The 26460-nt window shown below is 74.1% G+C and carries 29 protein-coding genes; 12 read left to right on the top strand and 17 right to left on the bottom strand.

Features of this window, described 5'->3' with window-relative positions:
• Positions 1-10 precede the first annotated feature (10 nt).
• From ACIQUT_RS08285 to tuf, 3 genes are all read right to left on the bottom strand, one after another.
• Positions 11-802, bottom strand: a complete 792-nt coding sequence (locus ACIQUT_RS08285) for a spermidine synthase (RefSeq protein ID WP_403561632.1) — start codon at positions 800-802, stop codon at positions 11-13.
• A 171-nt stretch (positions 803-973) separates the two neighbouring features.
• A complete protein-coding gene (locus ACIQUT_RS08280; protein WP_403560722.1) occupies positions 974-1822 on the bottom strand; it encodes a patatin-like phospholipase family protein in 849 nt (282 codons plus the stop codon).
• Positions 1823-1943: 121 nt separating this feature from the next.
• Positions 1944-3125, bottom strand: coding sequence for an elongation factor Tu (gene tuf / locus ACIQUT_RS08275; RefSeq protein WP_403560720.1), 1182 nt, complete (start codon positions 3123-3125; stop codon positions 1944-1946).
• Positions 3126-3561: 436 nt separating this feature from the next.
• Between tuf and ACIQUT_RS08270 the strand changes: the two genes are divergently transcribed.
• The 5 genes from ACIQUT_RS08270 (at position 3562) to lnt (ending at position 7793) form a co-directional block, all read left to right on the top strand.
• The gene (locus ACIQUT_RS08270) at positions 3562-4287 is read left to right on the top strand and encodes a TVP38/TMEM64 family protein (RefSeq protein ID WP_403560718.1); all 726 of its coding nucleotides are present in this window, start codon (positions 3562-3564) and stop codon (positions 4285-4287) included.
• Between the two features lie 48 nt (positions 4288-4335).
• Positions 4336-5208: an undecaprenyl-diphosphate phosphatase gene (locus ACIQUT_RS08265; protein ID WP_403560716.1), complete on the top strand. Its 873-nt coding sequence runs from the start codon at positions 4336-4338 to the stop codon at positions 5206-5208.
• A gap of 145 nt (positions 5209-5353) precedes the next feature.
• On the top strand, positions 5354-5530 hold the full coding sequence (locus ACIQUT_RS08260) for a hypothetical protein (RefSeq protein WP_360637197.1): 177 nt from the start codon (positions 5354-5356) through the stop codon (positions 5528-5530).
• Positions 5531-5614: 84 nt separating this feature from the next.
• Positions 5615-6085 carry a nuclear transport factor 2 family protein gene (locus ACIQUT_RS08255; protein ID WP_403560714.1) on the top strand — a complete coding sequence of 157 codons (471 nt, stop codon included), beginning with the start codon at positions 5615-5617 and terminating at the stop codon, positions 6083-6085.
• A 43-nt stretch (positions 6086-6128) separates the two neighbouring features.
• Positions 6129-7793 carry an apolipoprotein N-acyltransferase gene (lnt, locus tag ACIQUT_RS08250; protein WP_403560712.1) on the top strand — a complete coding sequence of 555 codons (1665 nt, stop codon included), beginning with the start codon at positions 6129-6131 and terminating at the stop codon, positions 7791-7793.
• On the opposite strand, the gene ACIQUT_RS08245 is transcribed toward lnt, so the two are convergent.
• Positions 7717-8622 carry a Gfo/Idh/MocA family protein gene (locus tag ACIQUT_RS08245; protein ID WP_403560710.1) on the bottom strand — a complete coding sequence of 302 codons (906 nt, stop codon included), beginning with the start codon at positions 8620-8622 and terminating at the stop codon, positions 7717-7719. The genes lnt and ACIQUT_RS08245 overlap by 77 nt on opposite strands.
• Positions 8623-8727: 105 nt before the next feature.
• Here ACIQUT_RS08245 and ACIQUT_RS08240 point away from each other — a divergent pair, with 105 nt between their 5' ends.
• Together ACIQUT_RS08240 and ACIQUT_RS08235 are read left to right on the top strand one after the other, a co-directional pair.
• Positions 8728-9252, top strand: a complete 525-nt coding sequence (locus ACIQUT_RS08240) for a DinB family protein (protein WP_403560708.1) — start codon at positions 8728-8730, stop codon at positions 9250-9252.
• Positions 9253-9358: 106 nt separating this feature from the next.
• Positions 9359-9916 carry a hypothetical protein gene (locus ACIQUT_RS08235; protein ID WP_403560706.1) on the top strand — a complete coding sequence of 186 codons (558 nt, stop codon included), beginning with the start codon at positions 9359-9361 and terminating at the stop codon, positions 9914-9916.
• A 122-nt stretch (positions 9917-10038) separates the two neighbouring features.
• On the opposite strand, the gene ACIQUT_RS08230 is transcribed toward ACIQUT_RS08235, so the two are convergent.
• From ACIQUT_RS08230 to ACIQUT_RS08195, 8 genes are all read right to left on the bottom strand, one after another.
• Entirely contained in the window at positions 10039-10662 is a 624-nt protein-coding gene (locus tag ACIQUT_RS08230; protein WP_403561630.1) for a hypothetical protein, read from the bottom strand.
• Positions 10663-10757: 95 nt separating this feature from the next.
• The gene (locus tag ACIQUT_RS08225) at positions 10758-11426 is read right to left on the bottom strand and encodes a uracil-DNA glycosylase (RefSeq protein ID WP_403561629.1); all 669 of its coding nucleotides are present in this window, start codon (positions 11424-11426) and stop codon (positions 10758-10760) included.
• Positions 11427-11553: 127 nt separating this feature from the next.
• Positions 11554-13143: an ABC transporter substrate-binding protein gene (locus tag ACIQUT_RS08220; RefSeq protein ID WP_403560704.1), complete on the bottom strand. Its 1590-nt coding sequence runs from the start codon at positions 13141-13143 to the stop codon at positions 11554-11556.
• Between the two features lie 146 nt (positions 13144-13289).
• Positions 13290-14051, bottom strand: coding sequence for an SDR family oxidoreductase (locus tag ACIQUT_RS08215; RefSeq protein ID WP_403560702.1), 762 nt, complete (start codon positions 14049-14051; stop codon positions 13290-13292).
• A 19-nt stretch (positions 14052-14070) separates the two neighbouring features.
• The gene (gene fabG, locus ACIQUT_RS08210; RefSeq protein WP_403560700.1) at positions 14071-14832 is read right to left on the bottom strand and encodes a 3-oxoacyl-ACP reductase FabG; all 762 of its coding nucleotides are present in this window, start codon (positions 14830-14832) and stop codon (positions 14071-14073) included.
• A 142-nt stretch (positions 14833-14974) separates the two neighbouring features.
• Positions 14975-15358: a DUF3037 domain-containing protein gene (locus ACIQUT_RS08205; protein WP_179174794.1), complete on the bottom strand. Its 384-nt coding sequence runs from the start codon at positions 15356-15358 to the stop codon at positions 14975-14977.
• Entirely contained in the window at positions 15355-16206 is an 852-nt protein-coding gene (locus ACIQUT_RS08200; protein ID WP_403560698.1) for a HipA family kinase, read from the bottom strand. The genes ACIQUT_RS08205 and ACIQUT_RS08200 overlap by 4 nt, the downstream gene beginning before the upstream one ends.
• An 18-nt stretch (positions 16207-16224) precedes the next feature.
• Positions 16225-16857, bottom strand: a complete 633-nt coding sequence (locus ACIQUT_RS08195; RefSeq protein ID WP_403560696.1) for a cysteine hydrolase — start codon at positions 16855-16857, stop codon at positions 16225-16227.
• A 76-nt stretch (positions 16858-16933) separates the two neighbouring features.
• Here ACIQUT_RS08195 and ACIQUT_RS08190 point away from each other — a divergent pair, with 76 nt between their 5' ends.
• On the top strand, positions 16934-17401 hold the full coding sequence (locus ACIQUT_RS08190; RefSeq protein ID WP_403560694.1) for a pyridoxamine 5'-phosphate oxidase family protein: 468 nt from the start codon (positions 16934-16936) through the stop codon (positions 17399-17401).
• A gap of 94 nt (positions 17402-17495) precedes the next feature.
• Here the strand turns inward: ACIQUT_RS08190 and ACIQUT_RS08185 are convergent, their stop codons facing one another.
• Positions 17496-18395 carry a LysR substrate-binding domain-containing protein gene (locus tag ACIQUT_RS08185; RefSeq protein WP_403560692.1) on the bottom strand — a complete coding sequence of 300 codons (900 nt, stop codon included), beginning with the start codon at positions 18393-18395 and terminating at the stop codon, positions 17496-17498.
• A 74-nt stretch (positions 18396-18469) separates the two neighbouring features.
• On the opposite strand from ACIQUT_RS08185, the gene ACIQUT_RS08180 reads away from it, so the two are divergent.
• The gene (locus ACIQUT_RS08180) at positions 18470-19429 is read left to right on the top strand and encodes a DMT family transporter (protein ID WP_403560690.1); all 960 of its coding nucleotides are present in this window, start codon (positions 18470-18472) and stop codon (positions 19427-19429) included.
• A 154-nt stretch (positions 19430-19583) separates the two neighbouring features.
• Here ACIQUT_RS08180 and ACIQUT_RS08175 read toward each other — a convergent pair whose 3' ends face one another.
• Entirely contained in the window at positions 19584-20918 is a 1335-nt protein-coding gene (locus tag ACIQUT_RS08175; RefSeq protein ID WP_403560688.1) for an aminotransferase class I/II-fold pyridoxal phosphate-dependent enzyme, read from the bottom strand.
• 122 nt (positions 20919-21040) lie between these two features.
• Here ACIQUT_RS08175 and ACIQUT_RS08170 point away from each other — a divergent pair, with 122 nt between their 5' ends.
• On the top strand, positions 21041-21709 hold the full coding sequence (locus ACIQUT_RS08170; protein WP_403561627.1) for a pyridoxamine 5'-phosphate oxidase family protein: 669 nt from the start codon (positions 21041-21043) through the stop codon (positions 21707-21709).
• On the opposite strand, the gene ACIQUT_RS08165 is transcribed toward ACIQUT_RS08170, so the two are convergent.
• Together ACIQUT_RS08165 and ACIQUT_RS08160 are read right to left on the bottom strand one after the other, a co-directional pair.
• The gene (locus tag ACIQUT_RS08165) at positions 21691-22800 is read right to left on the bottom strand and encodes a DMT family transporter (protein ID WP_403560686.1); all 1110 of its coding nucleotides are present in this window, start codon (positions 22798-22800) and stop codon (positions 21691-21693) included. The genes ACIQUT_RS08170 and ACIQUT_RS08165 overlap by 19 nt on opposite strands.
• Before the next feature lie 166 nt (positions 22801-22966).
• Positions 22967-23932 (bottom strand): EamA family transporter, encoded by a 966-nt coding sequence (locus ACIQUT_RS08160; protein WP_403560685.1) that lies wholly within the window; start codon positions 23930-23932, stop codon positions 22967-22969.
• Positions 23933-24104: 172 nt separating this feature from the next.
• Here ACIQUT_RS08160 and ACIQUT_RS08155 point away from each other — a divergent pair, with 172 nt between their 5' ends.
• Both ACIQUT_RS08155 and ACIQUT_RS08150 read left to right on the top strand, forming a co-directional pair.
• Positions 24105-24533, top strand: a complete 429-nt coding sequence (locus tag ACIQUT_RS08155; RefSeq protein WP_403560683.1) for an SRPBCC family protein — start codon at positions 24105-24107, stop codon at positions 24531-24533.
• A gap of 198 nt (positions 24534-24731) precedes the next feature.
• Positions 24732-25550: a PhzF family phenazine biosynthesis protein gene (locus tag ACIQUT_RS08150; protein ID WP_403560681.1), complete on the top strand. Its 819-nt coding sequence runs from the start codon at positions 24732-24734 to the stop codon at positions 25548-25550.
• A 34-nt stretch (positions 25551-25584) separates the two neighbouring features.
• Here ACIQUT_RS08150 and ACIQUT_RS08145 read toward each other — a convergent pair whose 3' ends face one another.
• A complete protein-coding gene (locus tag ACIQUT_RS08145) occupies positions 25585-26409 on the bottom strand; it encodes a CPBP family intramembrane glutamic endopeptidase (RefSeq protein ID WP_403560680.1) in 825 nt (274 codons plus the stop codon).
• Positions 26410-26460 lie beyond the last annotated feature (51 nt).

The following is a 26460-nucleotide window of genomic DNA, read 5'->3' as shown; positions in this document are numbered from 1 at the left end:
CGACACGGGCTCAGCCGATGCCGAACGTCCCGCCGGGCGGTTCCGGGGAGCCGGCGGCGTCCGCGTCGGCCACCGGCGCGGCACCCCGGACGAACCGGTCCAGCTCGGGGCCTGCCACCACCCGCGCCGGGAAGGCGTCCGCCGCGCACCGCCGGGCCACGGCGTCCACCGGAAGCTCCTGATCGGCGGCGAGCAGCACGGCGTTGCCGAACCGGCGCCCGCGCAGTACGCCCGGCTCCGCGACGAGCGCGACCTGCGCGAACACCGCGCGGAAGCCGGCCAGCTGGCTCCGCAGGAAGCCGAACGGCGCCCCGTCGGCCAGGTTCGCGGCGTACACCCCGCCCGGCCGCAGGACCCGCGCCGCCTCCCGCGCGTACTCCAGGGAAGTCAGCTGGGCCGGCACCCGCGAGCCGCCGAACACGTCGGCCACGATCACGTCCGCGGCCGCGGAGTCCGCGCCCTCCAGCCAGGCCCGCGCGTCGGCGGCGTGCACCGTGATCCCTGACCCGGCAAGCAGCGGCAGGTGCTCCTCGACCAGGGCGACGAGCTCCACGTCGAACTCCACGACGGTCTGCCGGGAGCCCGGGCGGGTCGCCGCCGCGTACCGGGGCAGGGTGAGCGCGCCGCCGCCCAGGTGCAGCAGGTCCAGGGCGGTGCCGGGCTCCGCGGCACAGTCCAGGACGTGCGCGAGGCGGCGTGCGTACTCGAACTCCAGGTGCTCCGGATCGTCGAGATCCACGTAGGACTGCGGGGCGCCGTCGACGGTCAGCAGCCAGGCCCGGTCCCGGTCCACGTCCGGCATCAGCTTGGCGGTGCCCTGCTCCACGGCCCGGATCACCGGGATCTGTTCCTCATTCACCGCACCATTGTCCGACGGCCGCGCCGAACGCCCGTACGCCTGGATGCACGTACGCCCGTACGCCCGGATGCCCGGACGAGGGCCGGCCCGCGGGCCGGAGGCGTCCGTACGCCGTCAGCCCGCCCAGACCTCGGCCGCCTCGGCGGCGTGCCGCGCGGCCTGGGCGAGTCCGGCGCGCGCCGCCGGGGCCCGCCGCGCCGGGTCCAGGACGTTGCGGCCGATGGCCTTGCGGGCCTCGGCGGACGGCGTGATCAGCAGCACCCGGGCGCCCGCCTCCCGCAGCCGCGCCGCCTGGGCGGCGGGCGCGGGGACGTGCCCGGAGCCGAGGGTCATCGGCGCGAGGATCACCACCCGGTCGCAGCCGGCGGCCAGGTCCGCGTTGGCCGCGGAGCGGATCCCGCCGTCGATGTAGCGGCGCTCCCCCACCGTCACCGGCGGCCAGACCCCGGGCACCGCGCAGCTCGCCGCGACGGCGTCGACCAGCCCGGCACCGCTCTCCCGGTCGAAGGCCGCGAGTTTCCCGCTCAGCGCGTCGACCGCGGTGACCAGGAGCCGGCGCCCGGCGGGCCATTCGTGGGAGACCAGCCGGGCCGCTATCACCCTGCGCCGCTCCGCCTCCTCGCCGGTGCCGGCGGCCAGGGCCATCGCCCCGACCCGCCTGCGGTACTCCTCCCCGTCGCGCGAGCGGAGCATGGCCAGCGCGTACCGGGCGACGAGCCCGCTCCCGAACCGGGCCACGGCCTCGCCCGCGGGGTCGACGAGCTGGCGCTCGTACAGCTCGCGCGGGTTGAGCAGGCCCGAGGTCAGCTGGGCGCCGACGAGCGAGCCCGCGGAGGTGCCGATGACGAGGCCGGCGCCGAAGAGGTCGACGCCCGCCTGCGCGAGCCCGTACAGGATCCCGGACTCCCAGCCGATGCCGGTCAGCCCTCCGCCGCCGAGCACCAGTGCCGTCCCGCCGCCCATGAGCCCGCGCCTCCTCGTGTCACGCCCTGTGGTGACGGCAGTCTGGCGTACCGGGACCGCCGCCACCACGCCGGGGGCACCTCGGCCGGGGCGCCCCGGCCGGGCGCCTCAGCCGGGCGCCTCAGCCGAGGACGGCCGTCACCGTCCCCGCGCCGACCGTGCGCCCGCCCTCGCGGATCGCGAAGCCGAGCCCCGCCTCCAGGGGCACGTCCCGGCCGAGCTCGACGGTCATCGTGACCGTCTGCCCGGGCCGGGCCACCGCGGCCGCGCCCAGGTCCACGTCACCCACCACGTCGGCGGTGCGGATGTAGAACTGCGGCCGGTACCCGGTCGACAGCGGGGTGGTGCGCCCTCCCTCCCGCGCGGAGAGCACGTACACCTGCGCCGTGAAGCGCCGCCTCGGCTCCACGCTGCCGGGCGCGGCCACCACCTGCCCGCGGCGCACCCCGTCGCGCGGCACCCCGCGCAGCAGCAGCGCCACGTTGTCCCCGGCCTCGGCGGACTCCATCGGCTTGCCGAAGGTCTCCAGGCCGGTCACGACGGTCTCCACCGGCTCGCCGTCGCCGCCGAGGACGCCGACGCGGTCGCCCGGGCGCACGCGCCCGCGCTCGACGGATCCGGTGACGACGGTCCCGCGCCCGGTGATGGTCAGCACGTTCTCCACCGGCAGCAGGAACGGCGCGTCCGTGTACCGCACCGGCATCGGGACGTACGTGTCCACCGCGTCCAGCAGCGCCTCGATCGCCCCGGTCCACCGCGGGTCGCCCTCCAGGGCCCCGAGCCCGGAGACCCGTACGACCGGCGCGCCGTCCCCGCCGTAGCCGTGGGCGGTGAGCAGCTCGCGGACCTCCAGCTCGACCAGGTCGGTCAGCTCGGGGTCCCCGGCGTCGGCCTTGTTCAGGGCGACGACGATGTGGTCGACGCCGACCTGCCGGGCGAGGAGCACGTGCTCGGCGGTCTGCGGCATGACCCCGTCGAGTGCGGAGACGACGAGGATCGCCCCGTCGAGCTGGGCGGCGCCGGTGACCATGTTCTTGACGTAGTCGGCGTGCCCGGGCATGTCGACGTGGGCGTAGTGCCGGGTGTCGGTCTCGTACTCGACGTGCGCGAGGTTGATGGTGATGCCGCGCCGGGCCTCCTCCGGGGCCCGGTCGATGCGGTCGAACGGCACGAAGGAGGCGCCGCCGCGTGCGGCGAGGACCTTGGTGATGGCGGCGGTGAGGGTGGTCTTGCCGTGGTCGACGTGACCCATGGTGCCGATGTTGAGGTGCGGCTTGGTGCGTACGAAGGCCGTCTTGGCCATGATGTCTCTTCCCGTGTACATCGCACTGCTACGACCGGCCGAAGCCGGAACGGGACCCCTGAGGCCGCGCCGACCCTCCCCCTGCGGGGTCCGCTGGACTGTCCGGGAAGGGTCAGCGTCGGACGCCGTCGAACGCGGCGAAGGCGAGTGCTTCGAAGAGCAGGACGGCAGCCTTCGGCGCGTCCGCGACTGCGGACGGCGCTGCGGGGAAGGCGTGCCGGGACATGCGGCCGATCCTGCCGGGCCGGCGGCGTCGCCGTCGAATGAATTTCCTTCGAATGAACTTTCGCTGAATTCCCGTACGGCGCGGGCCTCGTGCAGCGGGACGGCCGGGACCCGGGGGGCGCCCCGCCGGGCCCGCCGCGGAGGCCGGCCGTTCCTCCCCATGAGGCCTGGATTACGGCGGGGCGCCGCATACGTCGGATACCCTCCCCGGATGTCCCTCCTCCTGGCGCCGTGGACCCGGCTGTCGCTCCTCGCCGTGCTGCTGCTCACGTCCGGCGTGTGCATGCTGCTGTTCGAGCCGCAGCGCATCCTGTCGGAGGGGTGGCCCCCCGGGCTGCCGGTGGGGTTGGCGGCGCTGTTGTTCGCAGGCGCGTACGGTCTGGGCACGGCAGCCCTCGCGCCGCGGCCGCTGCTGAACCTGGCCGCGGGGGCCGTGTTCGGCATCCCGTTCGGCCTGGCCGCCGCGGTGGCCGGCTCCGTCCTGGGCGCCGGGATCTCCTTCGGCCTGGGCCGGGCCATGGGCCGGGACGCGCTGCGCCCGCTGCTGCGCGGGCGCTGGCTGCTGGCGGCCGACGACCAGCTGGCCCGGCACGGCTTCCGCTCGATACTGGCGGTGCGCATCTTCCCCGGGCTGCCGTTCGCAGCCGCCAACTACTGTGCCGCGGTGTCCCGCTGCGGCTGGCTGCCGTTCCTGGCCGCCACCGGCATCGGTGTCGTGCCGAACACCGCGGCGTACGTCGTCGCCGGGGCCACCGCCTCGACGCCGGGATCGCCCGCCTTCCTCGTCTCGTTCGGCTTCATCGCAGCGTCCCTGGTGGCGGCCGCCGTGGTCGGATGGCGCAAGCGGCACCGGCTCGCCCGCCCGGCGCGACCCGCGGCCCCGGAGGCCCTGCACGAGCGTCCCCCTGTGGTCGGAGCAGCCTCCCACGGGCCCTAGCATCGGACCCGAACTGCCCGACGACGACAAGGACGAGCGCACCCCGACATGAGCTGGTTCGAATCCCTAATCCTCGGTCTCGTCCAGGGGCTTACGGAGTTCCTCCCGATCTCCTCCAGCGCCCATCTCCGGCTGACCGCGGCATTCGCCGGCTGGGAGGACCCGGGCGCGGCCTTCACGGCGATCACGCAGATCGGCACCGAGGCCGCCGTGCTGATCTACTTCCGCAAGGACATCGCGAAGATCGTCTCCACCTGGTTCCGCTCGCTGTACACGAAGTCGCTGCGTGCGGACCAGGACGCCAAGATGGGCTGGCTGGTGATCATCGGCTCGGTCCCGATCGGCGTGCTGGGCCTGCTGTTCAAGGACCAGATCGAGGGTCCCTTCCGCGACCTGCGGCTGACCGCCACCACCCTGATCGTCATGGGTGTCGTCCTCGGTGTCGCCGACCGGCTGGCGGCCCGGGACGAGGAGGGCGGCCGGCACCGCGCCGTGCGGGAGCGCAAGACCCTGCGGGAGCTGGGCGTCAGGGACGGCCTGATCTTCGGTGTGTGCCAGGCGATGGCGCTGGTCCCGGGTGTCTCCCGGTCCGGTGCGACGATCTCCGGCGGTCTGCTGATGGGCTTCACCCGCGAGGCCGCCGCCCGCTACTCCTTCCTCCTCGCCATCCCGGCCGTCCTGGCCTCCGGCGGGCTGGAGCTGAAGCACATCGGCGAGGGACCCGTCTCCTGGGGCCAGACGATCTTCGCGACGGTCATCGCCTTCGCCGTCGGCTACGCCGTCATCGCCTGGTTCATGAAGTTCATCACCACCAAGAGCTTCATGCCGTTCGTGATCTACCGCATCCTGCTGGGCATCCTGCTCTTCGTCCTCGTCGGCATGGGCGTGCTGAGCCCGCACGCCGCCGAGTCCGCGGGCTAGGACGCCCGGTCCGCGGGCTAGGACGCCCGCCCGCTCACCGCTTCGCGTGAACCGCCAGGCCGCCCGGGAACGTTCCCGGGCGGCCTTCGCGTCGTTGTGCCCGAAGAGTGTCGGAGTCCCGAAACCGAGCAGCAGGGGGTGCCCCATGGGACGAGTGGTGCTGGAGCGGTTCCCGGCGGGGAGCCCGAGGGGAAGCTGGCCCGCCGAGGAGTACGCCGCCCAGCGGATGCGCGAGGGCGTACCCGCGGAGGTGGTGATGGACCTGGCCAGTGACGCGTTCCTGGTCGTCGTCCGGCAGCGCGAGCCGTATTCGGGCCACTGACCTTCCGGCCCCTGCCTGCGGCCCGTCCGGACTGGCCGACGCACGCCCCTTGGCCTGGCCGCCCGCCGCCCCCACACTGACCCGATGACGCAGCGTGTGGATCTCGCCTCGGTCATGGACCGGCTGGCGATCGACGAGGTGGTCACGGGGTACGCGAGGGCCGTCGACGACGGCGACTGGCCAGCGTACCGGGCGCTCTTCGCGCCCGGCGGGCGCGCCGACTACAGCTCGGCCGGCGGGATCGAGGGCCCGGCCGAGGAGGTGGCCGACTGGCTCGCCGAGGCCATGCAGCTCTTCCCGGTGCGCCAGCACCTGATCGTCAACCGGCTGATCCGGCTGGGCGAAGGCGGCGGCTGGGCCGCCGACCGGGCCGAGGTCCTGGCCGACTTCGTCAACCCGATGCGGCTCGACGGCGGCGGCGCCGGAGGGCCGGCGACCGCCCCGAACTTCGCCGCTGCCGGCCGCTACACCTTCGTCCTGGCCCGCACCGCCCTCGCCGGCTGGCGGCTGACCCGGGTCACCGTGCACGAGAAGTGGCGCCACCTCTCCGCCTGAGCGGCCGCTACGGCCCTGTCCCACACTGGAAGCGGAGGCGCTCATGGTCACGGTCCCGCGGGTGGTCACGGTCCCCAGGCGTACCCGGCTCTGGCGTGCGGCCGCCGCGGCCGCCGCCGGGGCACTGCCGTGCCTCGCCTTCCCCGCACCCGCGCTGTGGTGGTGGGCGTACGTCGCCCTCGTGCCCTGGATGCTGCTGCTGAGGTCGGCCCCGACCGGGCGGCGGGCGGCCTGGGAGGGCTGGCTGGGCGGCGCCGGGTTCATCGTGGCCGTCCACCACTGGCTGCTGCCCAGCCTGCACGTGTTCCTGCTGCCCGTCGCGGCCCTGCTCGGCCTGCTCTGGATCCCCTGGGCGCTGCTCGTGCGCGAGCTCCTCGGCGGGTCCCCGGGGCCGGGCCGGGCGGTCGCGGCGATGGTGCTCGTCCCCGCGGGCTGGCTGCTGTCGGAGCTGGCCCGGTCCTGGCAGGGGCTGGGCGGGCCGTGGGGGCTGCTGGGGGCGAGCCAGTGGCAGGTGCCGCCGGTGCTGCGGCTCGCCTCGCTGGGCGGGGTGTGGCTGGTGAGTCTGCTGGTGGTGGCGGTGAACTGCGCGGTGGTGCTGCTGATCGCGGTTCCGCGGGCCCGGGTCCCGGCGGTGGCCGGGATGGCGGGGTGCGCGGTGCTGACGGGGGCGGTGTGGCTGTGGCTGCCGCGGGCCGAGGTCTCGGGGGGCTCGGGCCTGCTGCGGGTGGCCGTCGTCCAGCCGGGCCCGGTGGCGGACGGCCCCGACAGCACGGAGCGGCGCTTCGCCGCCGGGGAGCGGCTGACGCGGACGCTGGCCGGCCGGCCGGTGGACCTGGTGGTGTGGGGGGAGAGCAGCGTCGGCGCGGACCTGGCGGCCCGCCCGGACCTGTCGCGGCGGCTGGCCGCGCTGTCCGCGGAGGTGGGGGCTCCGCTGCTGGTGAACGTCGACGCCCGGCAGCCGGCGGCCCCCCGCCCGGCGGCCGCGGCCGCGCAGGGTCACCCGGCCGGCGGCGGGGGCGGTGGGGACGGCATCTTCAAGAGCTCCGTGCTCGTCGGCCCGCGCGGCCCGACCGGCGACCGGTACGACAAGATGCGCCTGGTGCCCTTCGGCGAGTACGTGCCGGCCCGCTCCCTGCTCGGCTGGGCCACCTCGGTCGGCAGGGCGGCGGGCGAGGACCGGCGCCGCGGCGCGGCCCCCGTGCTGATGGACCTGCCGGGCGGGCCGGACGGGCTGCGGATCGGCCCGCTGGTCTGCTTCGAGTCGGCCTTCCCCGACATGAGCCGCCGCCTCGTCCGCGACGGGGCGGGCCTCCTCGTCGCCCAGTCGGCCACCTCCACCTTCCAGACCAGCTGGGCCCCGGCGCAGCACGCCTCGCTCGGCGCGCTGCGCGCCGCGGAGACCGGCCGCCCGGTGGTGCACGCCACCCTGACCGGCATCAGCTCCGTGTACGGGCCGGACGGCGCCCGGACCGGCCCGCCGCTGCCCGTCTCGGCGAGCACGGCGCAGGTGTACGAGGTCCCGCTCGCCCGGGGGACGACGCCCTTCGTCCGCTTCGGCGACTGGCCGGTGGGCGTCGCCCTCGGGCTGCTCGCGGTGTACTGCACCGTCGAGGGGACCCGTGCGCTGGGGCTCAGGAAGCCTGCTCCAGAGCGGCCAGCACCACCCGCTCGCACAGCTCGTGGGTCAGCAGGGCGTCCCGGGCGCTGACCGCCTTCCCGGCCTCGACGGCCTCCAGGAAGGCGTCGACGGCCTGCTCGATGCCGCGCTGGCGGGCGACCGGCACCCAGTCCCCGCGGCGGCGCACGGTCGGCTGGCCGCGGTGGTCGACGACCTCGGCGAGGTTCACGACCTGCCGCTTGGTGTCCTGCCCGGACACTTCGAGGATCTCCTCGGCCGACCCGGACCGCCGGTTCATGATCCCGAGCGCGGTGAAGCCGGGCCCGGACATCTGGAGCACGACCTGGTCCATCAGCCCGCCCCGCACCCGGGCCCGGACGTCGATGTGGTCGGCCTCGCCGGGCAGCAGGAAGCGCAGGGTGTCCACGACGTGGATGAAGTCGTCGAGGACGAGGGTCCGCGGGTCCTCGGGCAGCCCCACCCGGTTCTTCTGCAGGACGATCAGGTCGCGGGGGTGCTCGGCGCACTGGGCGTAGCCGGGCGCGTGGCGGCGGTTGAAGCCCACGGCGAGCGGGACCCCGCGCTCCTCCGCGAGATCCACCAGGCGCCGTGAGTCGGCGAGCTCGTAGGCCAGCGGCTTGTCCACGTACGTCGGCACGCCCGCCTGGAGCAGCCGGGTGACGATCTCGGGGTGGACGCCGGTCGGGGCGTGCACGAACGCCGCGCCGAGGCCCTCGGCCAGCAGGGCGTCGAGGTCGGTGTGGCGGCGCTCCGCCGGGACGTGGTGGCTCTCCCCGACCCGCTCCAGGGTGGCGGGGGTACGGGTCTGCAGGTGCAGCTCCAGGCCGGGGCGGGCCGTGAGGACGGGCAGGTACGCCTTCCGGGCGATGTCGCCCAGTCCGATGACGCCGACCTTCACCGCGGACCTCCAGGTGGTTCCTTGTGGGACCCCCGCAGCTTAATCCCTGGTGGAGACCGGTTAATCCCTGGTGGAGACCGGCCGGTTGGCCCGAGGACGGCGGCCATGACGATGACTTCGGGCTCCCACCGCACCGAGCCCTCCACCTCCGCCGACGAGCCCGCGATGCTGGAGGGCTGGCTGGACTACCACCGCGCCACCCTCGCCTGGAAGTGCGAGGGCCTCGGGGAGGAGGAGCTGCGCCGCATGCCGCTGCCGCCCTCCGAACTGAGCCTGCTGGGCCTCGTCCGGCACATGGCGGAGGTGGAGCGGTACTGGTTCCGGGAGATCATGCTGGGCGAGGACCTGCCCGACCTGTACAGCACCCGGGAGGACCGGGACGGCGACTTCCACTTCACCGCGCAGGACACCTTCGCCGAGGCGGAGCAGGTGTGGCGGACCGAGGTGGAACGGGCCCGGGAGGCCGCGGCGGGCCGTCCGCTGGACCTGATGTCGAAGCCGGAGAGCCACCACCGGGGCGAGGCGTTCAGCCTGCGCTGGGTCTACACGCACATGATCGAGGAGTACGCCCGCCACAACGGCCACGCGGACCTGCTGCGCGAGCAGATCGACGGCGCCGCGGGCGTCTGACAGGGGTCCGGGCGGCAGGTGTCCGGAGGACGCGGCGTCACCCGTGCGGAGTGAATATCGGCTCCGGGTTTCCGCAACGGGGTCCTCGCCCAGCAGAGTTGCGCGAGTGCACCCAACCCGAACCACGACGAAGCTGCTGCTCTCCGTCGCCTGCGCCGTCTCGGCGGTGTCCGGCTGTGTGAATGTGGCCCCCGCCCCGATGCAGCCGGCGGGCGCTCCCGGAACCACGGGCGCCCTGCCGCGGCACGAGCCGCGCGGGGGCCCGGAAGCGGCTCCGGTGGAGGTCCAGGCGCCCGCCCTGGAGGCGCTGAAGGCGCTGCCGCAGCAGTCCGCGCGGCCCGCGGCCCCGGCCCCGGTCGGCCGCGGCCCGGCACCGGGGGCCTCGGCGGGGACCGCGGCAGCGGTGGAGGCGGCCGGCGGGAAGGCCCCGAGAGGGGTGCCGCCGGTTCCGGACATTCCCGAGCCGCGCGCGGCGGCGAAGCCGGCCCCGGGCAGCAGGGCGAACCGCCCCGACCCGCCGGATCCGAAGCCCGGGGTGGCACGCGGGCTGGCGGAGAAGCTGCCCGTGCGGCCCGCCGATGTGTGCGCGATGGGCCGCACGCACGGCCGCTGGGCCCCGGACAGCCCGGAGGCCCGGATCTGCGCGGGCGTCCAGGGCGGCTGACGCTCCCGCCCGCGCCGGACCGACCGGACGCCCCGGGAGGCCCCGCACGGCCCGGGGAGGGGCCCGCACGGCCCGCGGGACGCCTCAGGGGCCTCCTGCGGGCGCCTCGGGCCCGTCGGCTGTCAGGGGTGCTGCTCCGGGAACGGCCGGAGTCCCCCGCCGGGTTCCCCGGCCAGCAGCCGTTCCAGGCGCGCCAGGGCGGCCCGTACGCCGTTGCCGTACCCGTACCCGTCGTCCGGGAGCACGCCGGCGGCGGCCCGGGCGCGGGCCAAGTGGATCCGCGCCTCCTCGGGCCGCTGGAGCTTGAGGTAGTCGGCGGCCAGGCTCAGGTGCAGGGAGGGGTAGAGCACCCGCACGGCCGGGTCCGGCTCCTCCGGGACACAGGGCCGGCCTCCGGAGCCGCCGGCGCCGTCCCCGGACCGGTCCTCCGGCCCCTCCGCGGGCTCCGCCTCCGGCTGCTCCCCCGCCCCCTCCCCCGGCTCCGCCTGCGGCCCGTCCCGCGGCGCGCAGACGGCGGTAAGGGCGCGCAGGTCCCAGGCCAGCTCGTCGGCGGGGTCGTCCTGGGCGTCGGCCATGTAGTGCGCGAGCGTGCACCGGTGCAGGCCGGCGCCGTCCTCGCCGAGCTCGCTCCACAGCTCGCGGAGCCGGTTGCGGGCCTCCTCGCGGTCCCCGGCGTGCAGCAGGATGACCGCCTGGCCGATCCGGGTCATGACGGCGTCCTCGGACGCCTCCTGCTGCTCGGTCACCGCGGCCTCCGGCTCGGTCTGCCGGACCTGCTCCGGTCCGGTCGTCACGACGCTAGCCGGAGGTACCGCCCGCGCCGCCGAGGCGCGGTCGGCGCTCAGCCCAGGTCCGGGATCCGCCAGTCGATCGGCTCATGGCCCTGCGCGGCGACGGCCTCGTTGATCTGCGTGAAGGGCCGGGAGCCGAAGAACTTCTTGGCCGACAGCGGGGACGGGTGGGCGCCCTTGACGACCACGTGCCGCTCCTCGTCGATCAGCGGGAGCTTCTTCTGCGCGTACGCGCCCCAGAGCACGAAGACGGCCGGGTCCGGGCGGTCGGCCACCGCGCGGATCACCGCGTCGGTGAACTTCTCCCAGCCCTTGCCCTTGTGCGAGTTGGGCTCGGCCTCGCGGACGGTGAGCACCGCGTTGAGCAGCAGGACGCCCTGCTCGGCCCACGGCATCAGGTAGCCGTTGTCCGGGATGGGGGTGCCGAGCTCCGCGTGCATCTCCTTGTAGATGTTGCGCAGCGAGGGCGGCGTCTTGACGCCCGGCCGGACGGAGAAGCACAGGCCGTGGCCCTGGCCGGCGCCGTGGTACGGGTCCTGGCCGAGGACCAGGACCTTCACCTTCTCGAAGGGGGTGGCCTCCAGGGCCGCGAAGACCTGCTCGCGGGGCGGGTAGACCGGCCCGTTCGCCCGTTCCTTCTCGACGAACTCGGTGAGCTCCTTGAAGTAGGGCTGCTCCAGCTCCTCGCCGAGGACGGGGAGCCAGGACTCGGGCAGCATCTGGGTCACGGCGACAACCTCCGGTAGTACAAGTCTGCGCAACTGCGTGGTGCGACAGCTCCAGAACCTACCGGTGCCCACTGACAACGCTTCACCCGCCGGGGTCCGAAGACCCCGGCGGAGGCGGCTACCAGCTGGTCTTGCGGTACAGCTCCCACATCTGGAAGACGGTCTGCGGGTCCAGCGCCCGCTCGGCGCCCGCGATGTCCTCGCGTGCGGCGACGTACAGCTTGCCCTGCCAGAGCGGCAGCAGCCGGACGTCGTCCGCGAAGATCTGCTGCGCGCGCTCGAACTGCTGGACGCCGGCGGCGCGGTCGCCCTCGCGGCGGGACTTGGGCAGCAGGTCGGTGAGGATCTCGGTCGGCTCGTACGGGGTACCGACCGCGTTCTCCTTGCCGATGAACGGCGCGATGAAGTTGTCCGGGTCCGGGAAGTCGGGGAACCAGCCTCGGCCGAAGACCGGGTACTGGCCGTTCTTGTAGCCCTCCTGGAAGGTCTTCCAGGGCTGGCTGCGCAGGGTGACCTTGAAGAGTCCGCTCTCGTCCAGCTGGCGCTTGATCTCGGTGAACTCGTCGGCCGTGGAGGCGCCGTAGCGGTCGGTGGTGTACCAGAAGGTCAGCTCGACCTGCTGGTTGATCCCGGCGTCCTTGAGGATCTTCTTGGCCTTGGGGATGTCGGCCTGGCCGTACTTGTCGTAGAAGGGCGTCTTGTGGCCCACGACCCCCTTGGGGACCATCGAGTACAGCGGCTCGGCGGTGCCCTGGTAGACCTTGGAGACGATCGCCCCGCGGTCGATGACCTGGGCGATCGCCTGGCGCACCGGGAGCTTGTTGACGTTGGGGTCCTGGGGGTTGAAGACCAGGTAGCGGATCTCGGCGCCGACGTTCTCGACGACCTGGACGCCCTGCGCGTGGACGGCGGGGCTCTGCAGTTCCTTGATCTGCGGGGCCGACAGGCCTCGGTAGGTGGCGTCGACCTCCTTGTTCTTCAGCGCGGCGACCATCTGGGAGGCGTCGGCGAAGTAGCGGATGGTGACGCCGTCGTTACGCAGGCTCGCGAAACCGGTGTAGGTCGTGTTCTTGTTGAGGACGGCCTCGCTGCCCTCCTTGTAGGACTCGAGCAGGTACGGGCCGGAGCCGGTGACCTTGCCGTCCTCGCGGACCTTGTCGGCCGGGTAGTCCTTGGGCGCGACCAGCGAGGCGGCGGGCGAGCCGAGGACGAAGGGGAAGGTCGCGTCGGGCGTCTTCAGGTGGAAGACGACGGTCTGCGCGTCGGGGGTCTCGATCTTGTCGAGGCTGCCGAAGAGGTCCTTGGGGCCGACCTTGGAGCCGATGGTCCGGATCCGGTCGAGGGAGTACTTGACGGCCTTGGCGTCGAGCACCTCGCCGTTGGAGAACTTCAGGCCCTTGCGCAGGGTGCACCGGTACGACTCGTTCGCGGAGTCGGTGAACTCGCAGTTCTGGGCGGCGTCCGGCTGGGGCTTGGAGGAGCCCGTGGGGAACGCCAGCAGGGTCTGGTAGACGTTGCGGTACAGCTCCCAGGAGCCGTCCCATGCGGCGGCGGGATCGAGGGTGCTCGGGGCGCTCGTCGTGCCGACGACGATCTTCTTCTCGGCGTCTTTGCTGTCGTCGGAAAGCATGCCGCATCCGGCGAGCAGGGATATGGACGCAAGGGCCGCAGTGATCTGCAGGCTTCTGGTCCGGTTGGACACGTGCACGCTCCTCGATCTGCCAGGGGTGCGGCAAACCCTAGCGCAGTGCGTCACAAATCCAATGGGTAGGTTTGGTGTGACACTTGACCGATTTCGCGCCTGTTCGATACGTATTTGCCTCCTGTCGGGAGGCAAATACGTCCGATTATCGATCAGTGGACTCCGGCATTGAGGAACATTCCTCCGTCAACGACCAGTGTTTGACCGGTGATCCATTCCGCTTGTGCGGAGGTAAGAAAAGCCGCGGCTCCGCCGATGTCGGCCGGAACGCCCAGGCGCCCCAGCGGGTAGGCCGCGGCGGCCTCCGCCTCCCGGCCCTCGTAGAGCGCCTGCGCGAACCTGGTCTTGACCACCGCGGGTGCGATCGCGTTGACCCGGACCCCCGGCGCCATCTCGTGCGCGAGCTGCAGGGTGAGGTTGACCATGGCGGCCTTGCTCATCCCGTAGGCGCCGATGAAGGGCGAGGCGGAGATGCCGGCGATCGAGGCGATGTTCACGATCGCGCCGCCGTTGTCCTTCTGCCAGGCGTGCCAGGTGCGCTGGGCGAAGCCGAGCGCGGAGATCACGTTGGTCTCGAAGACCTTGCGGGCGACGTTCAGGTCCAGGTCCGCGATCGGACCGAAGACCGGGTTGGTCCCCGCGTTGTTGATCAGGAAGTCGACCCGTCCGAAGGCCTCCATCGTGCGCTCGACGGCGACGACCTGGTGGTCCGCGTCGTGCGCCTTGCCGGCGACGCCGATCACCCGGTCCGCGCCGAGACGCTCGACGGCCTCCTTGAGCGCCTCCTCGTTGCGGCCGGTGATGCACACCCGGTCGCCCCGGCCCACCAGCGCCTCGGCGATGCCGTAGCCGATGCCCCGGCTCGCGCCGGTGATCAGCGCGACCCTGCCGCTGTCCGTTCCTTCGTACGCCATGGCCGTGACCTGCCTCTCGTCAGTTGAGCGGGCCGCCGGCCACGTACAGGACCTGGCCCGAGACGAAGCCCGCGGCCTCGCCCGTGAAGAACGCGATCGCGTTGGCGATGTCGTCCGGGTTCCCGACCCGCTGGACGGGGATCTGCGTGGCCGCGGCGGCCTGGAACTCCTCGAAGCCCATGCCGACGCGGGCCGCCGTCCGGGCGGTCATCTCCGTGGCGATGAAACCGGGGGCGACGGCGTTGGCCGTGACCCCGAACTTGCCGAGCTCGATGGCCAGGGTCTTGGTGAAGCCCTGCAACCCCGCCTTGGCGGCGGAGTAGTTGAGCTGGCCGCGGTTGCCGAGGGCCGAACTGCTCGACAGGTTGACGATGCGGCCGAACTTGGCGTCCACCATGTACTTCTGACAGGCCCTCGACATCAGGAACGCGCCGCGCAGGTGGACGTTCATGACGGTGTCCCAGTCGCTGTCGCTCATCTTGAACAGCAGGTTGTCGCGCAGCACACCGGCGTTGTTGACCAGGATGGTCGGGGCGCCCAGCCCGCTCGCGACACGCTCGACGGCCGCCTCCACCTGCGCCGCGTCCGAGACGTCGCAGCCGACCGCCAGGGCCTTGCCGCCGATGCGCGTGATGGCCTCGACGGTGTCCTTGCAGGCCGCCTCGTCGAGGTCGAGTACGGCGACCGCCCGGCCCTCGGCGGCCAGGCGCACGGCGGTGGCCGCGCCGATGCCCCGGGCCGCCCCGGTCACGACGGCGACGCGCTGCTCGGTGGTGGACATGCTGGATCTCCTCGCCCTTGGAATCCTCTTGGCGGCCGCCCAGGGATGAGCAACCGCTTAGTAGCTTCAGCTGAGGAGACGCTAGGAGCCCCGGCACCCGGTGTCAACGGCGCCGGGCCCGGGGCCCCCGGGGTCGAACGGATCAGCGCACCAACAGGTCGAGCAGCCGTTCCACTTCGGCTTCGGGATCGGCCGTCAGCCCGGTGTGCACCGGCCCCGGCTGCACCACCGTGCTGCGCGGCGCGATCAGCCAGCGGAACCGGCGGCCCGGTTCGTCGCCCGCCGCCTGGCCGGCCTGCTCCCCGCCGCTGCACACGCCCTCCACGCCGCGCAGGGCGGCCCGTACGCCGGTCACGTCGGCCTCCGGGTCCAGCGCGAGGAGCTTCGCCTCGTCGAGGTGGGTGCGCGCGGCGACGTACGAGCGCGCCCGGCAGTAGACGATCACTCCCGCGTTGAAGCACTCGCCGCGCTCCACCCGGGGCACCACGCGCACCAGCGCGTACTCGAACACGTCCCGCTTGGTCACTCGTTGCCGCTCTTCTGCTTGTTCCTGGTCTTGTGGGGCCACTCGGTGAGGTGATCGGTCAGCCAGCCCGGCGGCTTCTGCTCCGCCTTCACCTGCGGCTCCATGGAGATCCTCTCGTGGATCCCGGCCGCGCGGGGCAGCAGGGCCGCCACGTAGGCGCGTCGCACCGCGTCGGCCGAGTCGAAGCCGGGCTCGTCGGCCAGCCACGCGTCGGGGACGTCGGCGGCCACCTCGGTCAGCAGCTCCTCGGTGACCAGGGGTGCGAGCTCGGCGGCGGCCGCCGCGAAGTCCGGGCCGACGGGGGCCAGGGCGTGGTCGGAGGCGTTGTAGGGCTTGGCGGCGGCGCTCTGCGCGGTGGGCCAGTTGTGGTGCCAGATCATGGTCGCGCCGTGGTCGATGAGCCACAGCTTCCCGTGCCAGACCAGCATGTTCGGGTTGCGCCAGGACCGGTCGACGTTGTTGACGAGGGCGTCGAACCAGACCACGCGGCCGGCCTCGACCGGATCGACCTGGTAGGCGAGCGGATCGAAGCCGATCGACCCGGGCAGGTAGTCCATCCCGAGGTTGAGGCCGCCGCTGGCCTTGAGCAGCTCCTGCACCTCCTGGTCGGGCTCGGCGAGCCCGATGACGGGATCGAGCTGCATCTGCACCAGGCGCGGCACCCGCAGCCCCAGCCGCTGGGCCAGGCGGCCGCAGATGACCTCGGCGACCAGCGTCTTGCGACCCTGGCCGGCTCCGGTGAATTTCATGACGTAGGTACCGAGGTCGTCGGCCTCGACGATTCCCGGGAGCGAGCCGCCCTCACGCAGGGGCGTGACGTAGCGGGTCGCGATCACTTCGGACAGCATCCGCCCAGGTTACGGCGGTCAGCCCGGGGGAGCCCACGCATATACGAGCGCGGCGGTGGTGGTCGGCTCGGCGACCAGGGAGAGCGAGTGGCGGACCACCTCCGCGGTGTAGGCGGCGGGCACCCCGGCGATGGCGTCGGCGGGGACCACGACCCGGTAGCCGAGGTTGACGGCGTCGAAGACGGTGTTCGGGATCGCGATGTTGGAGGAGACGCCGGCGACGACGAGGGTGCGGACGCCGAGGTTGCGCAGCAGGGCGTCCACGTCGGTCCCGGCCATCGGCGAGAGGCCGTGCAGGCGGCGTACCACGAGGTCCCCCTCGGCGACCCGGATGGGCGGCGCGATCCGGACCGCCGCGCTCCCGGACAGCTGGCGCACCGGGAGCCGGCCCGCGGCCCGGAACAGCCGGGCGTTGGTGTTGGCCCCGAGCCCGTCCGGCCGCCGCTCGGCCACCGCATGCAGCACCTGGACGCCCGCCGTGTGCGCGGCGTCGACCAGCGCGGCCACGCGCGCCAGCATCCCGGAGTCCCGGGCCTCCTTCGCGAGCTCGGGCAGGGCGCTCTCCTCCCCGACGACCCCGTTCTGGCACTCGACGGTGAGCAGCACGGTGGTGGCGGGATCGAGTTCGGGCGCGGGATCGGACTGCGTCATGGCTCCCCCTGGCGTCTCGGCCGCGGAGCCCGCATGATTCCTGACATACAGTCAGATGTGAAGGGGTGCGGGACCGATGGACTCAGCACGCTCGACCCAGCGGCGGGGCCGCCGCGTCATGATGACGGACGAGGAGGTCGACGCCTTCCTGCGCGGGCAGCGCACCTGCCGGGTGGCGACCGTCTCGCCGGACGGCCGCCCGCACGTGGGCGCCCTGTGGTTCGCCTGGGACGGCACCTCGCTGTGGCTGTACTCGATCACGCGCAGCCGCCGCTGGTCCGACCTGCGCCGGGACCCGCGGATCTCGGTGGTCGTGGACGCGGGCGAGGCGTACGGGGAGCTGCGCGGGGTCGAGCTGTCGGGCCGTGCCGTCTTCGTCGGCGAGGCCCCGCGCACGGGCGAGCCGTGCCCGGAGCTGGCGGAGGTGGAGCGGATCTTCCCGGCCAAGAACTTCGGCATCGCCGAGATGCCGCACGACGGGCGCCACGCCTGGATCCGCCTCACCCCGGATGCGGTCGTCTCCTGGGACTTCCGCAAGCTCTAGGGGCTGCCGCGAGCTCCAGGGGCTGCCGCGAGCTCCAGGGGCTGCCGCGAGCGAAGCCCGTACGCCGTGTCAGAGCGTCAAAGCCCCGCGACCGTCAGAGCCCCGCGGCGACCTCGCGGAGGGCGTCGATGGCGGCCCGGATCGACGGCCGCCGGTCGGCGTCGGCCCGCCAGACCACGTAGACGTGCCGACGGACGGCATCGGACACGGGCAGCAGGCGCACGCCGGGCGGGACCGGCCCGCGGCCGAGCCGCGGGGTCACGCACACCCCGAGCCCGGCCTCGACGAAGGCCAGCTGGGTGTGGTGCTCCTCGGCGATGTGCCGGATGCGGGGCTCCACACCGAGACCGCGCAGGGTGTAGACGAGCCATTCGTGGCAGAACTGGCCCTCGTTCCAGGAGATCCACTCGTCGGCGGCGAACTCTCCGAGGGAGATCCGCGCCCGGTCGGCCAGCGGGTGGCCGACGGGCACCGCGATGTCGCAGGCGTCGTCGAGGAGGTGGGCGCGGGCGAGCTCCGCCGGCACCGGCATCCGCTTGTTGTGCCAGTCGATGGCGAGGGCCAGATCGAGGTCGCCCCGGACGACCGCCGCCATGCTCTCCTCCGGCTCCTGCTCGCGCACCAGGGGCCGCAGTCCGGGGTGGGCGGCGGCCAGCGCGGTCAGCGTCCCGGGCAGCAGCCCGCGCATCCCGGTGGGGAACGCCCCGATCCGCAGCTCGCCGACGGCGCACCCGCGCTGGGCCTCGACGTCGGCCTGGGCCACCTCCACCTGGGAGAGGATCCGGGCCGCGTGGTCGGCGAGGAGCCGCCCGGCGTCGGTGAGCCGGACCCCGCGCCCGTTCTTGGCCAGCAGCGGCTGGCCGACCTCGCGCTCCAGCTTCGCCATCTGCTGCGACACTGCGGAGGTGGTGACGTGCAGACCGTCGGCCGCACCGCTGACCGAGCCGTGGCGGGCGAGGGCGTCGAGGGTGCGCAGGCGCTCCAGGTTCAACATGTAAGTGATGCTACGCCGTCACCCCAAAGAAGTCTCGCTTGTCCTACGTAGTTGAGCGGAGCAGAGTACTCCTCATGAGCGCACCCGCCACACCCCGCCCCGCCTCGTCCCAGGCCGCAGCCCACCCGTCGCCGTCCCCGCTCGCCCGGACCGCCCGCTCCGCCCTCGTGGACTGGCGCCTCCGCTTCGCGCTCCTCTCGGTGGTCTGGGGCTTCAGCTTCCTCCTGATCAAGGTGGGCACGCAGGGGTACGCCCCGTTCCACGTCGCCCTGGGCCGGGTGTTCTTCGGGGCGCTGGCCCTGCTGGCGGTGCTCCTGCTCCGGCGCGAACCGCTCCCCCGGGGCCGGCGCACCTGGGCCCACCTCACCGTGGCGGCGCTGCTGCTCAACACGCTGCCCTTCTCGCTCTTCTCGTACGCGGAGCTGACGATCCCCTCCGGCCTGGCGGGCATCTGCAACGCCACCTCCCCGCTGTGGGGGATGGCGCTGTCGCTCGTGGCGCTGTCCGAGGACCGCCCGACCCGGCGCCGCGTCGCCGGGCTCGGCCTCGGCTTCCTCGGGGTGCTGACGGTCCTCGGCGCCTGGCAGGGCTTCTCCGGCGTCGACGCCAAGGGCACCGCCTTCGCCCTGCTGGCCTCGCTCTGCTACCCCATCGGCTGGATCTACGTCCGCCGCACCCTGGCCTCGGTGCCGGGCTCCCCGGTGGCCCTGACCGCCGGGCAGCTGATGGTCTCCACGCTCCAACTGCTGCTGGTCAGCTCCCTCTTCACGGCGGCGCCGACGGGGCTGCCGCTGGGGCCGACGCTGGCCGTGATCGCCCTCGGCGCGCTCGGCACGGGCATGGCCCTGCAGATGCAGTACGGGCTGGTGGCGGAGGTCGGCCCGACCACGGCCCAGATGGTCACGTACTTCATCCCGGTCATCGCCACCACGGCGGGCGTCCTGCTGCTGGGCGAGCAACTCCACTGGAACACCCCGGTCGGCGCGGCGATCGTCCTGGCCGGCGCGGCCCTCACCCAGACCCGCCGCCGCTAGCACTCCGCCGACAGCCCGCCGGCAGTCCGGTCATGAAACCGCGGGCCGGCGGGGGCCGGCCGGATAACCTGGCCCCGCCCCGGACGGCCCCGGACCGCCAGACCGCCCCCGACGGCCCGACGGCCCGGGTCCGGCCGGTCGGCCGGCAGGCCGGTCAGCCGAAGCGGGCGGCCGGGGCGGGGCGTACCGCCGCCGCGAGGGCCTCGGCGAGGGAGGCCACCTCGGCGGCGTCCAGCCCGGACACCGTCACCCGCACGCCCGGCCCCGACTGCACCCGGAACCGGCTGCCCGGCGCCACCGCCCAGCCGGCCGCCAGCATCCGCGTCGCCACACCCGTCTCGTCGGCGACGGGCACCCACACGTTCATCCCGCTGCGCCCGTGCGCCCGTACCCCGCGCTCCGCCAGGGCCGCGACCAGGGCGTCCCGCCGCTCCCCGTACGAGCGCGCCACCGCCACCGGGTCGACCAGACCCGAGGACCACAGGTCCGCCACCGCGTACTGGAGCACCCGGCTCACCCACCCCGGCCCGAGCCGCTGGCGCCCGCGCACCCGGTCCAGGGTCACGTCGTCGCCGGTCAGCACGGCCAGCCGCAGGTCCGGCCCGTACGCCTTCGCCGTGGACCGCACCAGCGCCCAATGCCGGGTCACCCCGCCGAGCGGGTGCAGCGGCACGTCGACGATGCCGTGCCCGTGGTCGTCGTCGACCACCAGCACCTCGGGGTGGCCCGCCAGCAGCGCCCGCAGTTCCTGCGCGCGCCGCGCGCTCACGGCGGCTCCGGTCGGGTTCTGCGCCCGGGAGGTCACCACCAGCGCCCGCGCCCCCCGCTGCAGCGCCTGCTCCACGCCCGCGGCCGACGGCCCGTCGTCGTCCACGGCCACCGGCTCCACCCGCAGGCCCAGCGCCGCCACCAGGTCCAGCACGCTCCCCCAGCCCGGGTCTTCGAGGGCGACGGCGTCCCCGGGGCGCAGGTGCGCGTTCAGCACGCGCTCGATCCCGTCGAGCGCGCCCGAGGTGACCGCCACCGGGCCGTCCGGCACCCCGTCCGCGTCGAGCCCGGCGCGGGCCGGCCGCGCCAGCTCCGGCGCGACCGGGTCCTGCCCGTACAGGGTCGGCTGCCGCGCGTGGCGCGCCGCGGCCGCGGCCAGCGCGGCGTCCAGCGGCGGCAGCAGCCGCACGTCCGGATTGCCGGTGGCGACGTCGCGCGTGCCCGGCGGCATGGCGGGGAGCCGCAGCTCGTCCCGCGGGGCGGTGGCCGGCCTGCCCCGGACCCGGCTGCCGCGCCGCCCGTCGGTCTCGATGACCCCGCGCTCGCGCAGCGTGCGGTAGGCGGCGGCCACGGTGTTCGCGTTCACCCCCAGCACACCGGCGAGCTCCCGCAGCGGCGGCAGCAGCGTTCCGGGCGGGAGCGCGCCCGACCCGACGCCCGTCTCCACGCTGGCTGCGATGTCCGATGCGCGGCGGCCTGTGATCCGATACTCTCCTAGCACAAAGCCGATTATGCACTAGTTCAATGGAGGGCGCCATGACCGCCACGCCCGAGACCGTCCAGACCGTCGAGACCACCGGGACCGCCGAGACCACCGAGACCGCCGGGTCGGCCGAGCCGACCATGCCGGCCATGCCGACGGGCGCCTACGAGCCCACCGGCCGCACCATCCCGAGCCGCTCCCGCGAGCGGGCGCGCTACGACCGCGCGACCGTCCACGCGGTGCTCGACCAGGCCTACGTCTGCCACCTCGGCTTCGTCCGCGACGGCGCGCCGGTGGTCCTGCCGACGCTGTACGCACGGGTCGGCGAGACCCTGTACGTCCACGGCTCCACCGGCTCTCGCCCGCTGCTCGCCGCGGGCCAGGGCGACCCGGGACTGCCGGTCTGCCTGACCGTGACGCACGTGGACGGCCTGGTGCTGGCGCGCTCGGCGTTCCACCACTCGATCAACTACCGCTCGGTGATCGTGCACGGCACCGCCTACCAGGTGACCGACGAGGACGAGCGCCGCATGGCGCTGGACGCCCTGGTGGACCACGTGGTGCCGGGCCGCTCGGCCGACTGCCGGCCCGCGAACGGGAGGGAACTCGCCGCGACCGCCGTGATCCGCCTGGACCTGGCGGAGGTGTCCGCGAAGCTGCGGACCGGCGGCCCGAACGACGACCCCGAGGACCTGGACCTGCCCTACTGGTCGGGGGTGGTCCCGGTCGCGCCGGTGCACGGAACCCCCGTGCCGGCCGACGGCCTGGCCCCCGGGATCGCCGCCCCGGGCTACCTCGCGGCGCTCTGAGCCGGTGCGGCGGCGGGCCCGGCAGCGGCCGCCCCGCCGTCCGCCGGCCGGTCGCGCCCCGCCTCGCCGGCCGCGGGCACACCGCCCGCGGGCAGACCGTCAGTGGGGAGACCGCCCGCGGGACCGCCATCGGCGAGCCCACCGCCCGCCGGCCGCCGCGCCTCGGCGACGATCAGCCCGCCCACCGCACTCAGCAGCAGTACGGTGCCGAGCACCACCGCACCGGTCAGCCGCTCCCCGAGCACGAGCACGGCGATCACCGCCGCGCTGACCGGCTCGATCAGCATGATCACCGACACCGTCGCGGCCCGCACCGCCGCCGCCCCCGTGAAGTACAGGGCGTACGCGAGCGCCGTGGGCACGGTGGCGACGTACACCAGCAGCCACAGCACCCTCGCCGGCTCCGCGGTGTGCGGCAGCAGCCCCTCCACCGCGGCGAGCGGCAGCAGGCACAGCGCCCCCACCCCGGCCGACCAGGCGGTGGTGACCAGCGGGTCGCCGGCCGCCCCGCGCCGCCCGAGTGCGCGGGCCCGCAGGGTCATCCCGGCGTACCCGGCTGCCGAGGCCAGGGCCCAGCCGACACCGAGCGGCCGGACCTCCCCGGACTCGCCGCCGAGGACGAGCACGGCGAGCCCGGCGAGGGCCCCGGCGACGGCGGCCACACCGCCCGCGCCGAGCCGCTCGCCCATCCGGTACCAGGCCCCGACGGCGATCAGCACCGGCCCTGCGCCGAGGGTGACCACCGTGCCGACGGCGAGGCCGGTCTCCTGCACGGCGGCGAAGTACGCGGCCTGGAAGAGCGTGAACAGCAGCCCCGTTCCGACGAGCGAGCGTACGGAGGGGCGGGGCGCGGCGGCCGTGCCCCGGGGCCGGACCCCGCGGACGCGACGGACCCGGTGGACCCGGCGTACGGCGAGCACACCCAGCAGGACGGCGAGGCCGCCCGCGCAGCGCCAGAACGTCAGGGCGAGCGGACCGAGGTCACTGGCCAGGTAGAGGAGCGAGGCGGCGGCACCGGCGGTGCCCCAGGCGGCGCCGGCGATGACGAGGGAGAGCAGACTGCGCCCGTGAGCGGGCGAGGGATTCGACACGTGGTTCTCCGCGCATGCGTGAAGGATGAAAGAGGCGGCTCATCGCTTCGCGGGCAGCACGGACCGCCCGGGAGCCTCCCGGGCCGGGTCCTGGTTCACACGGTGTGGTGGCCGCCCGCGCTAGGCGGCGGGCGGCGGAAGCACGGTCGAATGCATGCCCGCCACCCTATGCGTTGGTCGTCGCCCGGTCCACCGGAACAGGTACGGGCTGCTCCGCTTCCGGCGCCGGCGCCGGCCGGACGGTCTGGGCGATGAAGGCTCCGCCCAGCACCAGCGCACCGCCGATGACCTGCGGCGTCGACAGGTGCTCGCCGAGCAGGATCCAGGCGAACACCGTGGCGACGACGGCCTCCAGGAAGGCGACGACCGCGGCCACCTGAGGCGAGAGGCTGCGCACCGACACCACACCCGTCAGGTAGGCGAGCACGGTCGCGACCAGCACGACCCACCCGAGCAGCAGCGGCGCGGGCACCGGCGTGTCCCCCATCAGGGCCTGGCCGCCCAGCACCTGCCAGTCGATCTCCCAGGGGCGGGCGATCACGGTCATCACCAGCGCGCCGATGAGCATGCCGTACGCGATCACGCCGAGCGGGTCGGGCGCGTCGTCACCGTCGGCGCCCTGGTCGGCGAAGATGAAGTAGAAGGCCTGGCAGCAGGCGGCGCAGAGGCCGAGCAGCACGCCCAGCGCGTCCAGTTTCAGCCCGGCCCACACCTCGACCACGCACGCCAGACCCGCGACGGCCACCGCGGCGCCGGCCGCGGCCGCCCGGGTCACCGGCTTGCGCTGCACGAAGCGGATCCAGCCGAGCAGCAGCGCCGGCCCCAGGTACTCCAGCAGCAGGGCGACGCCGACGGGGATCCGGGACAGGGAGGCGAAGTAGAAGGCCTGCACGCCCGCGACGGCGACGATGCCGAAGCCGGCGAGCAGCAGCGGTTTGCGGCGCAGCAGGGCCCGGTGCCGCCAGGCCAGCGGGGACAGCACCAGCGCCGCCCCGCCCACCCTGAGCCAGACCATGTGCAGCGGGTCCAGCCCCGCCTCGATCAGCGGCTTGGCCGCCACTCCCGAACCACCGAACGCGAACGCGGAGACCAGCGCGAGGCCGAGTCCGGCGTTCCTCCCAGACGCTTGCATCGGGCCATCATGACAGGGCTTGTCAGGACCGTCACGACCGTGACGCCTGTTGAGACAGAGGTGATACCTGCCGTGACCGGCCCCCGCCATCTGACGAGCCGTCAGTATTGAATGTTCCGCCCGCCGGGGCTACGTTCCGCCGCACGTACCCGACGAGAAGGGTGGTGGCGGCATGGCAGAGGTGACCGCGGAATCACGCATCGAGGCGTCCCCCGCGCGGCTCTGGGCCCAGCTGACGGACTGGCCGGCGTACGGCCGGTGGAGCATGACGCACACGGGCTTCCCGAAGGGCGGACCCGGGGCCCTCGCGATCGGCGTGACCTTCGAGGAGAACATGAAGATGATGGGCTTCCCCGCCGAGGTCGTCTGGACCGTCTCGGAACTGGAGGAGGAGCGCCTCTTCGCCATCACCGGCAAGGGCCCGATGGGGGTCGCCGTCCTCACCCGCTACACCCTGGTCCCCGACGGCGGGGCCACCGTCGTCCGCATCGACGGGGAGTTCACCGGCGCGGCCGTCTCCCTGATGGCGGGCAAGCTGAAGGACTCGGCCACCGCCGCCCTGAACGAATCGCTGCGCAAGCTCGCCGGCCTGGTCGCCTGACCTCCCTCCTGGACACCCCCCTCCCCTCCCGGGACACCCCCCTCCCGGGACACCTGCCGACAGGCCCCGGCGGCCGCCCACGGCAGGTACGGCGCACCCCGCGGGAAAGTCCCGCGGGGCGCGGCGCGCCCGCCGACCGGTCCAGTCCCCGCGGATTGGCCTTTGTCCACGATCAAGGAACGGCCCTACCGTCGGGCCATGCGCCTCCGAATCGTCGACGCCTTCACCGACCGCCCCTTCGCCGGCAACCCCGCCGGGGTGCTGCTCCTGGAGGACGGCTTCCCCCCGGACGCCTGGCTCCAGCAGGTCGCCGCCGAGGTCAACCTCTCCGAGACGGCCTTCGCCCACCCCCTGCCGCCCGGCGGGGACGCCGACTGGGCCCTGCGCTGGTTCACCCCGACCGCCGAGGTCGACATGTGCGGGCACGCCACCCTGGCCACCGCGCACGTCCTCGCCTCCGGCGGCCTCGCCCGGGGCCTGATCCGGTTCGCCGCCCGCTGCGGCATCCTCACAGCCGAGGCGGCCGAGGACGGCACCGTCACCCTGGACTTCCCGACCTCGGAGCTGACGCCCGTCGCACCCGAGCCGGCCGTACGCGAGGCGCTCGGCGCCGGCATCAGGTCCGTCCACGACACGTCCCCGCACGTCGGCGACCTGCTCGTCGAGCTGGCGGACGAGCGGACCGTACGCGGGCTCACCCCCGACATCGCCGCCCTGCGCGGCTACGCCCGGCGCGGCGTGATCGTCACCGCGACCGCCGAGGACCCCGCCCGCGGCTACGACTTCGTCTCCCGCGGCTTCTTCCCGGCCTTCGGGATCGACGAGGACCCGGTCACCGGCAGCGCCCACACCGCCCTCGCCCCGTTCTGGGCCGAGCGCCTGGGCCGTACGCGGCTGACCGGTCTCCAGGGCGGCGCCCGCACCGGCCTGGTACGGGTCACCCTGGCGGGCGACCGCACCCTCCTGACCGGGAACGCCGTCACCGTCATCGACGGCGAGCTGCTCACCCGCCCCTGATCCCCCGGTGCGGCGCCGACCCCCGGATCCGGGGCTACGAGGGGGTCGGCAGCCAGCCCACCTTGCCCGCGAGCAGCGCGTACCCGCCGAAGGCCACGATGTCGAGGAGGGCGTGCGCGACGACGAGCGGCATCACCCGCCCCCACCGGCGGTAGGCGAGCACGAAGACCGCGCCCATCACCATGTTCCCGATGAACCCGCCGATGCCCTGGTACAGGTGGTACGAGCCGCGCAGCACCGAGCTGGCCACCAGCGAGCCCGTCGGCGACCAGCCCAGCTGGTCGAGCCGGCGCAGCAGGTAGGCCAGCACGATGACCTCCTCCACCACGGAGTTCTGCACCGCGGAGAGGATCAGCACGGGGAACTTCCACCACACGTCCGGCAGCGCCTCGGGCACCACCGTGAGGTTGAACCCGCTCGCCCGCGCCGCCAGGTAGAACGCCAGCCCGGCGCTCCCGATCCCCGCCGCCACCAGCGCCCCGCGCGCCAGGTCCCAGCCGGGCCGGGTGCGGTCGAAGCCCAGCGCGCGCAGCCCCGGCACGCCCTCCCGCGTGAGCAGGTGGGCGACCAGCAGCACGGGCACCAGCGCGGTGCAGATCCCGAAGAGCTGCCAGGCCAGGTCGAGCCAGGGCCGGCCGGGGGCGTACGAGCCGTTGAGGGTGGCGGCCTGGTCCTTCAGACCGCCCGGCTTGGTCAGCGAGCCGATGAAACTGATCAGCGACGAGACGGCGCTCGCCCCCAGGGACAGGGCGAGCACAAGCAGCGTCTCGGTGCGCAGCAGGCTCCGCCGCCCGTCCTCGTCCAACGACCCGACCACCGGCTCCGGCTGCGCCCGCACGTCCGACTCCCGTCCCGCCATCCCGTTCCGACCACCCCATACTGCCTCTTCGGCGGCGGAACGGGATCACCG

It is taken from the genome of Streptomyces sp. NPDC090445, assembly GCF_044769385.1.
Taxonomy (GTDB): Bacteria; Actinomycetota; Actinomycetes; order Streptomycetales; family Streptomycetaceae; genus Streptomyces.
This window is presented reverse-complemented; position numbering and strand designations above follow the sequence as displayed.

Coding starts and splice junctions, on each gene's coding strand:
- ACIQUT_RS08265 (WP_403560716.1), top strand. CDS start 4,336: ATGAGCTGGTTCGAATCCCTAATCCTCGGTCTCGTCCAGGGGCTTACG.
- ACIQUT_RS08200 (WP_403560698.1), bottom strand. CDS start 16,206: ATGCTGTCCGAAGTGATCGCGACCCGCTACGTCACGCCCCTGCGTGAG.
- ACIQUT_RS08185 (WP_403560692.1), bottom strand. CDS start 18,395: ATGTTGAACCTGGAGCGCCTGCGCACCCTCGACGCCCTCGCCCGCCAC.
- ACIQUT_RS08285 (WP_403561632.1), bottom strand. CDS start 802: ATGCCGGACGTGGACCGGGACCGGGCCTGGCTGCTGACCGTCGACGGC.
- ACIQUT_RS08195 (WP_403560696.1), bottom strand. CDS start 16,857: ATGACGCAGTCCGATCCCGCGCCCGAACTCGATCCCGCCACCACCGTG.
- ACIQUT_RS08255 (WP_403560714.1), top strand. CDS start 5,615: ATGACGCAGCGTGTGGATCTCGCCTCGGTCATGGACCGGCTGGCGATC.
- tuf (WP_403560720.1), bottom strand. CDS start 3,125: ATGGCCAAGACGGCCTTCGTACGCACCAAGCCGCACCTCAACATCGGC.
- lnt (WP_403560712.1), top strand. CDS start 6,129: ATGGTCACGGTCCCGCGGGTGGTCACGGTCCCCAGGCGTACCCGGCTC.
- ACIQUT_RS08150 (WP_403560681.1), top strand. CDS start 24,732: ATGCGCCTCCGAATCGTCGACGCCTTCACCGACCGCCCCTTCGCCGGC.
- ACIQUT_RS08215 (WP_403560702.1), bottom strand. CDS start 14,051: ATGGCGTACGAAGGAACGGACAGCGGCAGGGTCGCGCTGATCACCGGC.
- ACIQUT_RS08180 (WP_403560690.1), top strand. CDS start 18,470: ATGAGCGCACCCGCCACACCCCGCCCCGCCTCGTCCCAGGCCGCAGCC.
- ACIQUT_RS08155 (WP_403560683.1), top strand. CDS start 24,105: ATGGCAGAGGTGACCGCGGAATCACGCATCGAGGCGTCCCCCGCGCGG.
- ACIQUT_RS08270 (WP_403560718.1), top strand. CDS start 3,562: ATGTCCCTCCTCCTGGCGCCGTGGACCCGGCTGTCGCTCCTCGCCGTG.
- ACIQUT_RS08240 (WP_403560708.1), top strand. CDS start 8,728: ATGACGATGACTTCGGGCTCCCACCGCACCGAGCCCTCCACCTCCGCC.
- ACIQUT_RS08280 (WP_403560722.1), bottom strand. CDS start 1,822: ATGGGCGGCGGGACGGCACTGGTGCTCGGCGGCGGAGGGCTGACCGGC.
- ACIQUT_RS08225 (WP_403561629.1), bottom strand. CDS start 11,426: ATGCTGCCCGAGTCCTGGCTCCCCGTCCTCGGCGAGGAGCTGGAGCAG.
- ACIQUT_RS08145 (WP_403560680.1), bottom strand. CDS start 26,409: ATGGCGGGACGGGAGTCGGACGTGCGGGCGCAGCCGGAGCCGGTGGTC.
- ACIQUT_RS08260 (WP_360637197.1), top strand. CDS start 5,354: ATGGGACGAGTGGTGCTGGAGCGGTTCCCGGCGGGGAGCCCGAGGGGA.
- ACIQUT_RS08160 (WP_403560685.1), bottom strand. CDS start 23,932: ATGCAAGCGTCTGGGAGGAACGCCGGACTCGGCCTCGCGCTGGTCTCC.
- fabG (WP_403560700.1), bottom strand. CDS start 14,832: ATGTCCACCACCGAGCAGCGCGTCGCCGTCGTGACCGGGGCGGCCCGG.
- ACIQUT_RS08170 (WP_403561627.1), top strand. CDS start 21,041: ATGCCGGCCATGCCGACGGGCGCCTACGAGCCCACCGGCCGCACCATC.
- ACIQUT_RS08190 (WP_403560694.1), top strand. CDS start 16,934: ATGGACTCAGCACGCTCGACCCAGCGGCGGGGCCGCCGCGTCATGATG.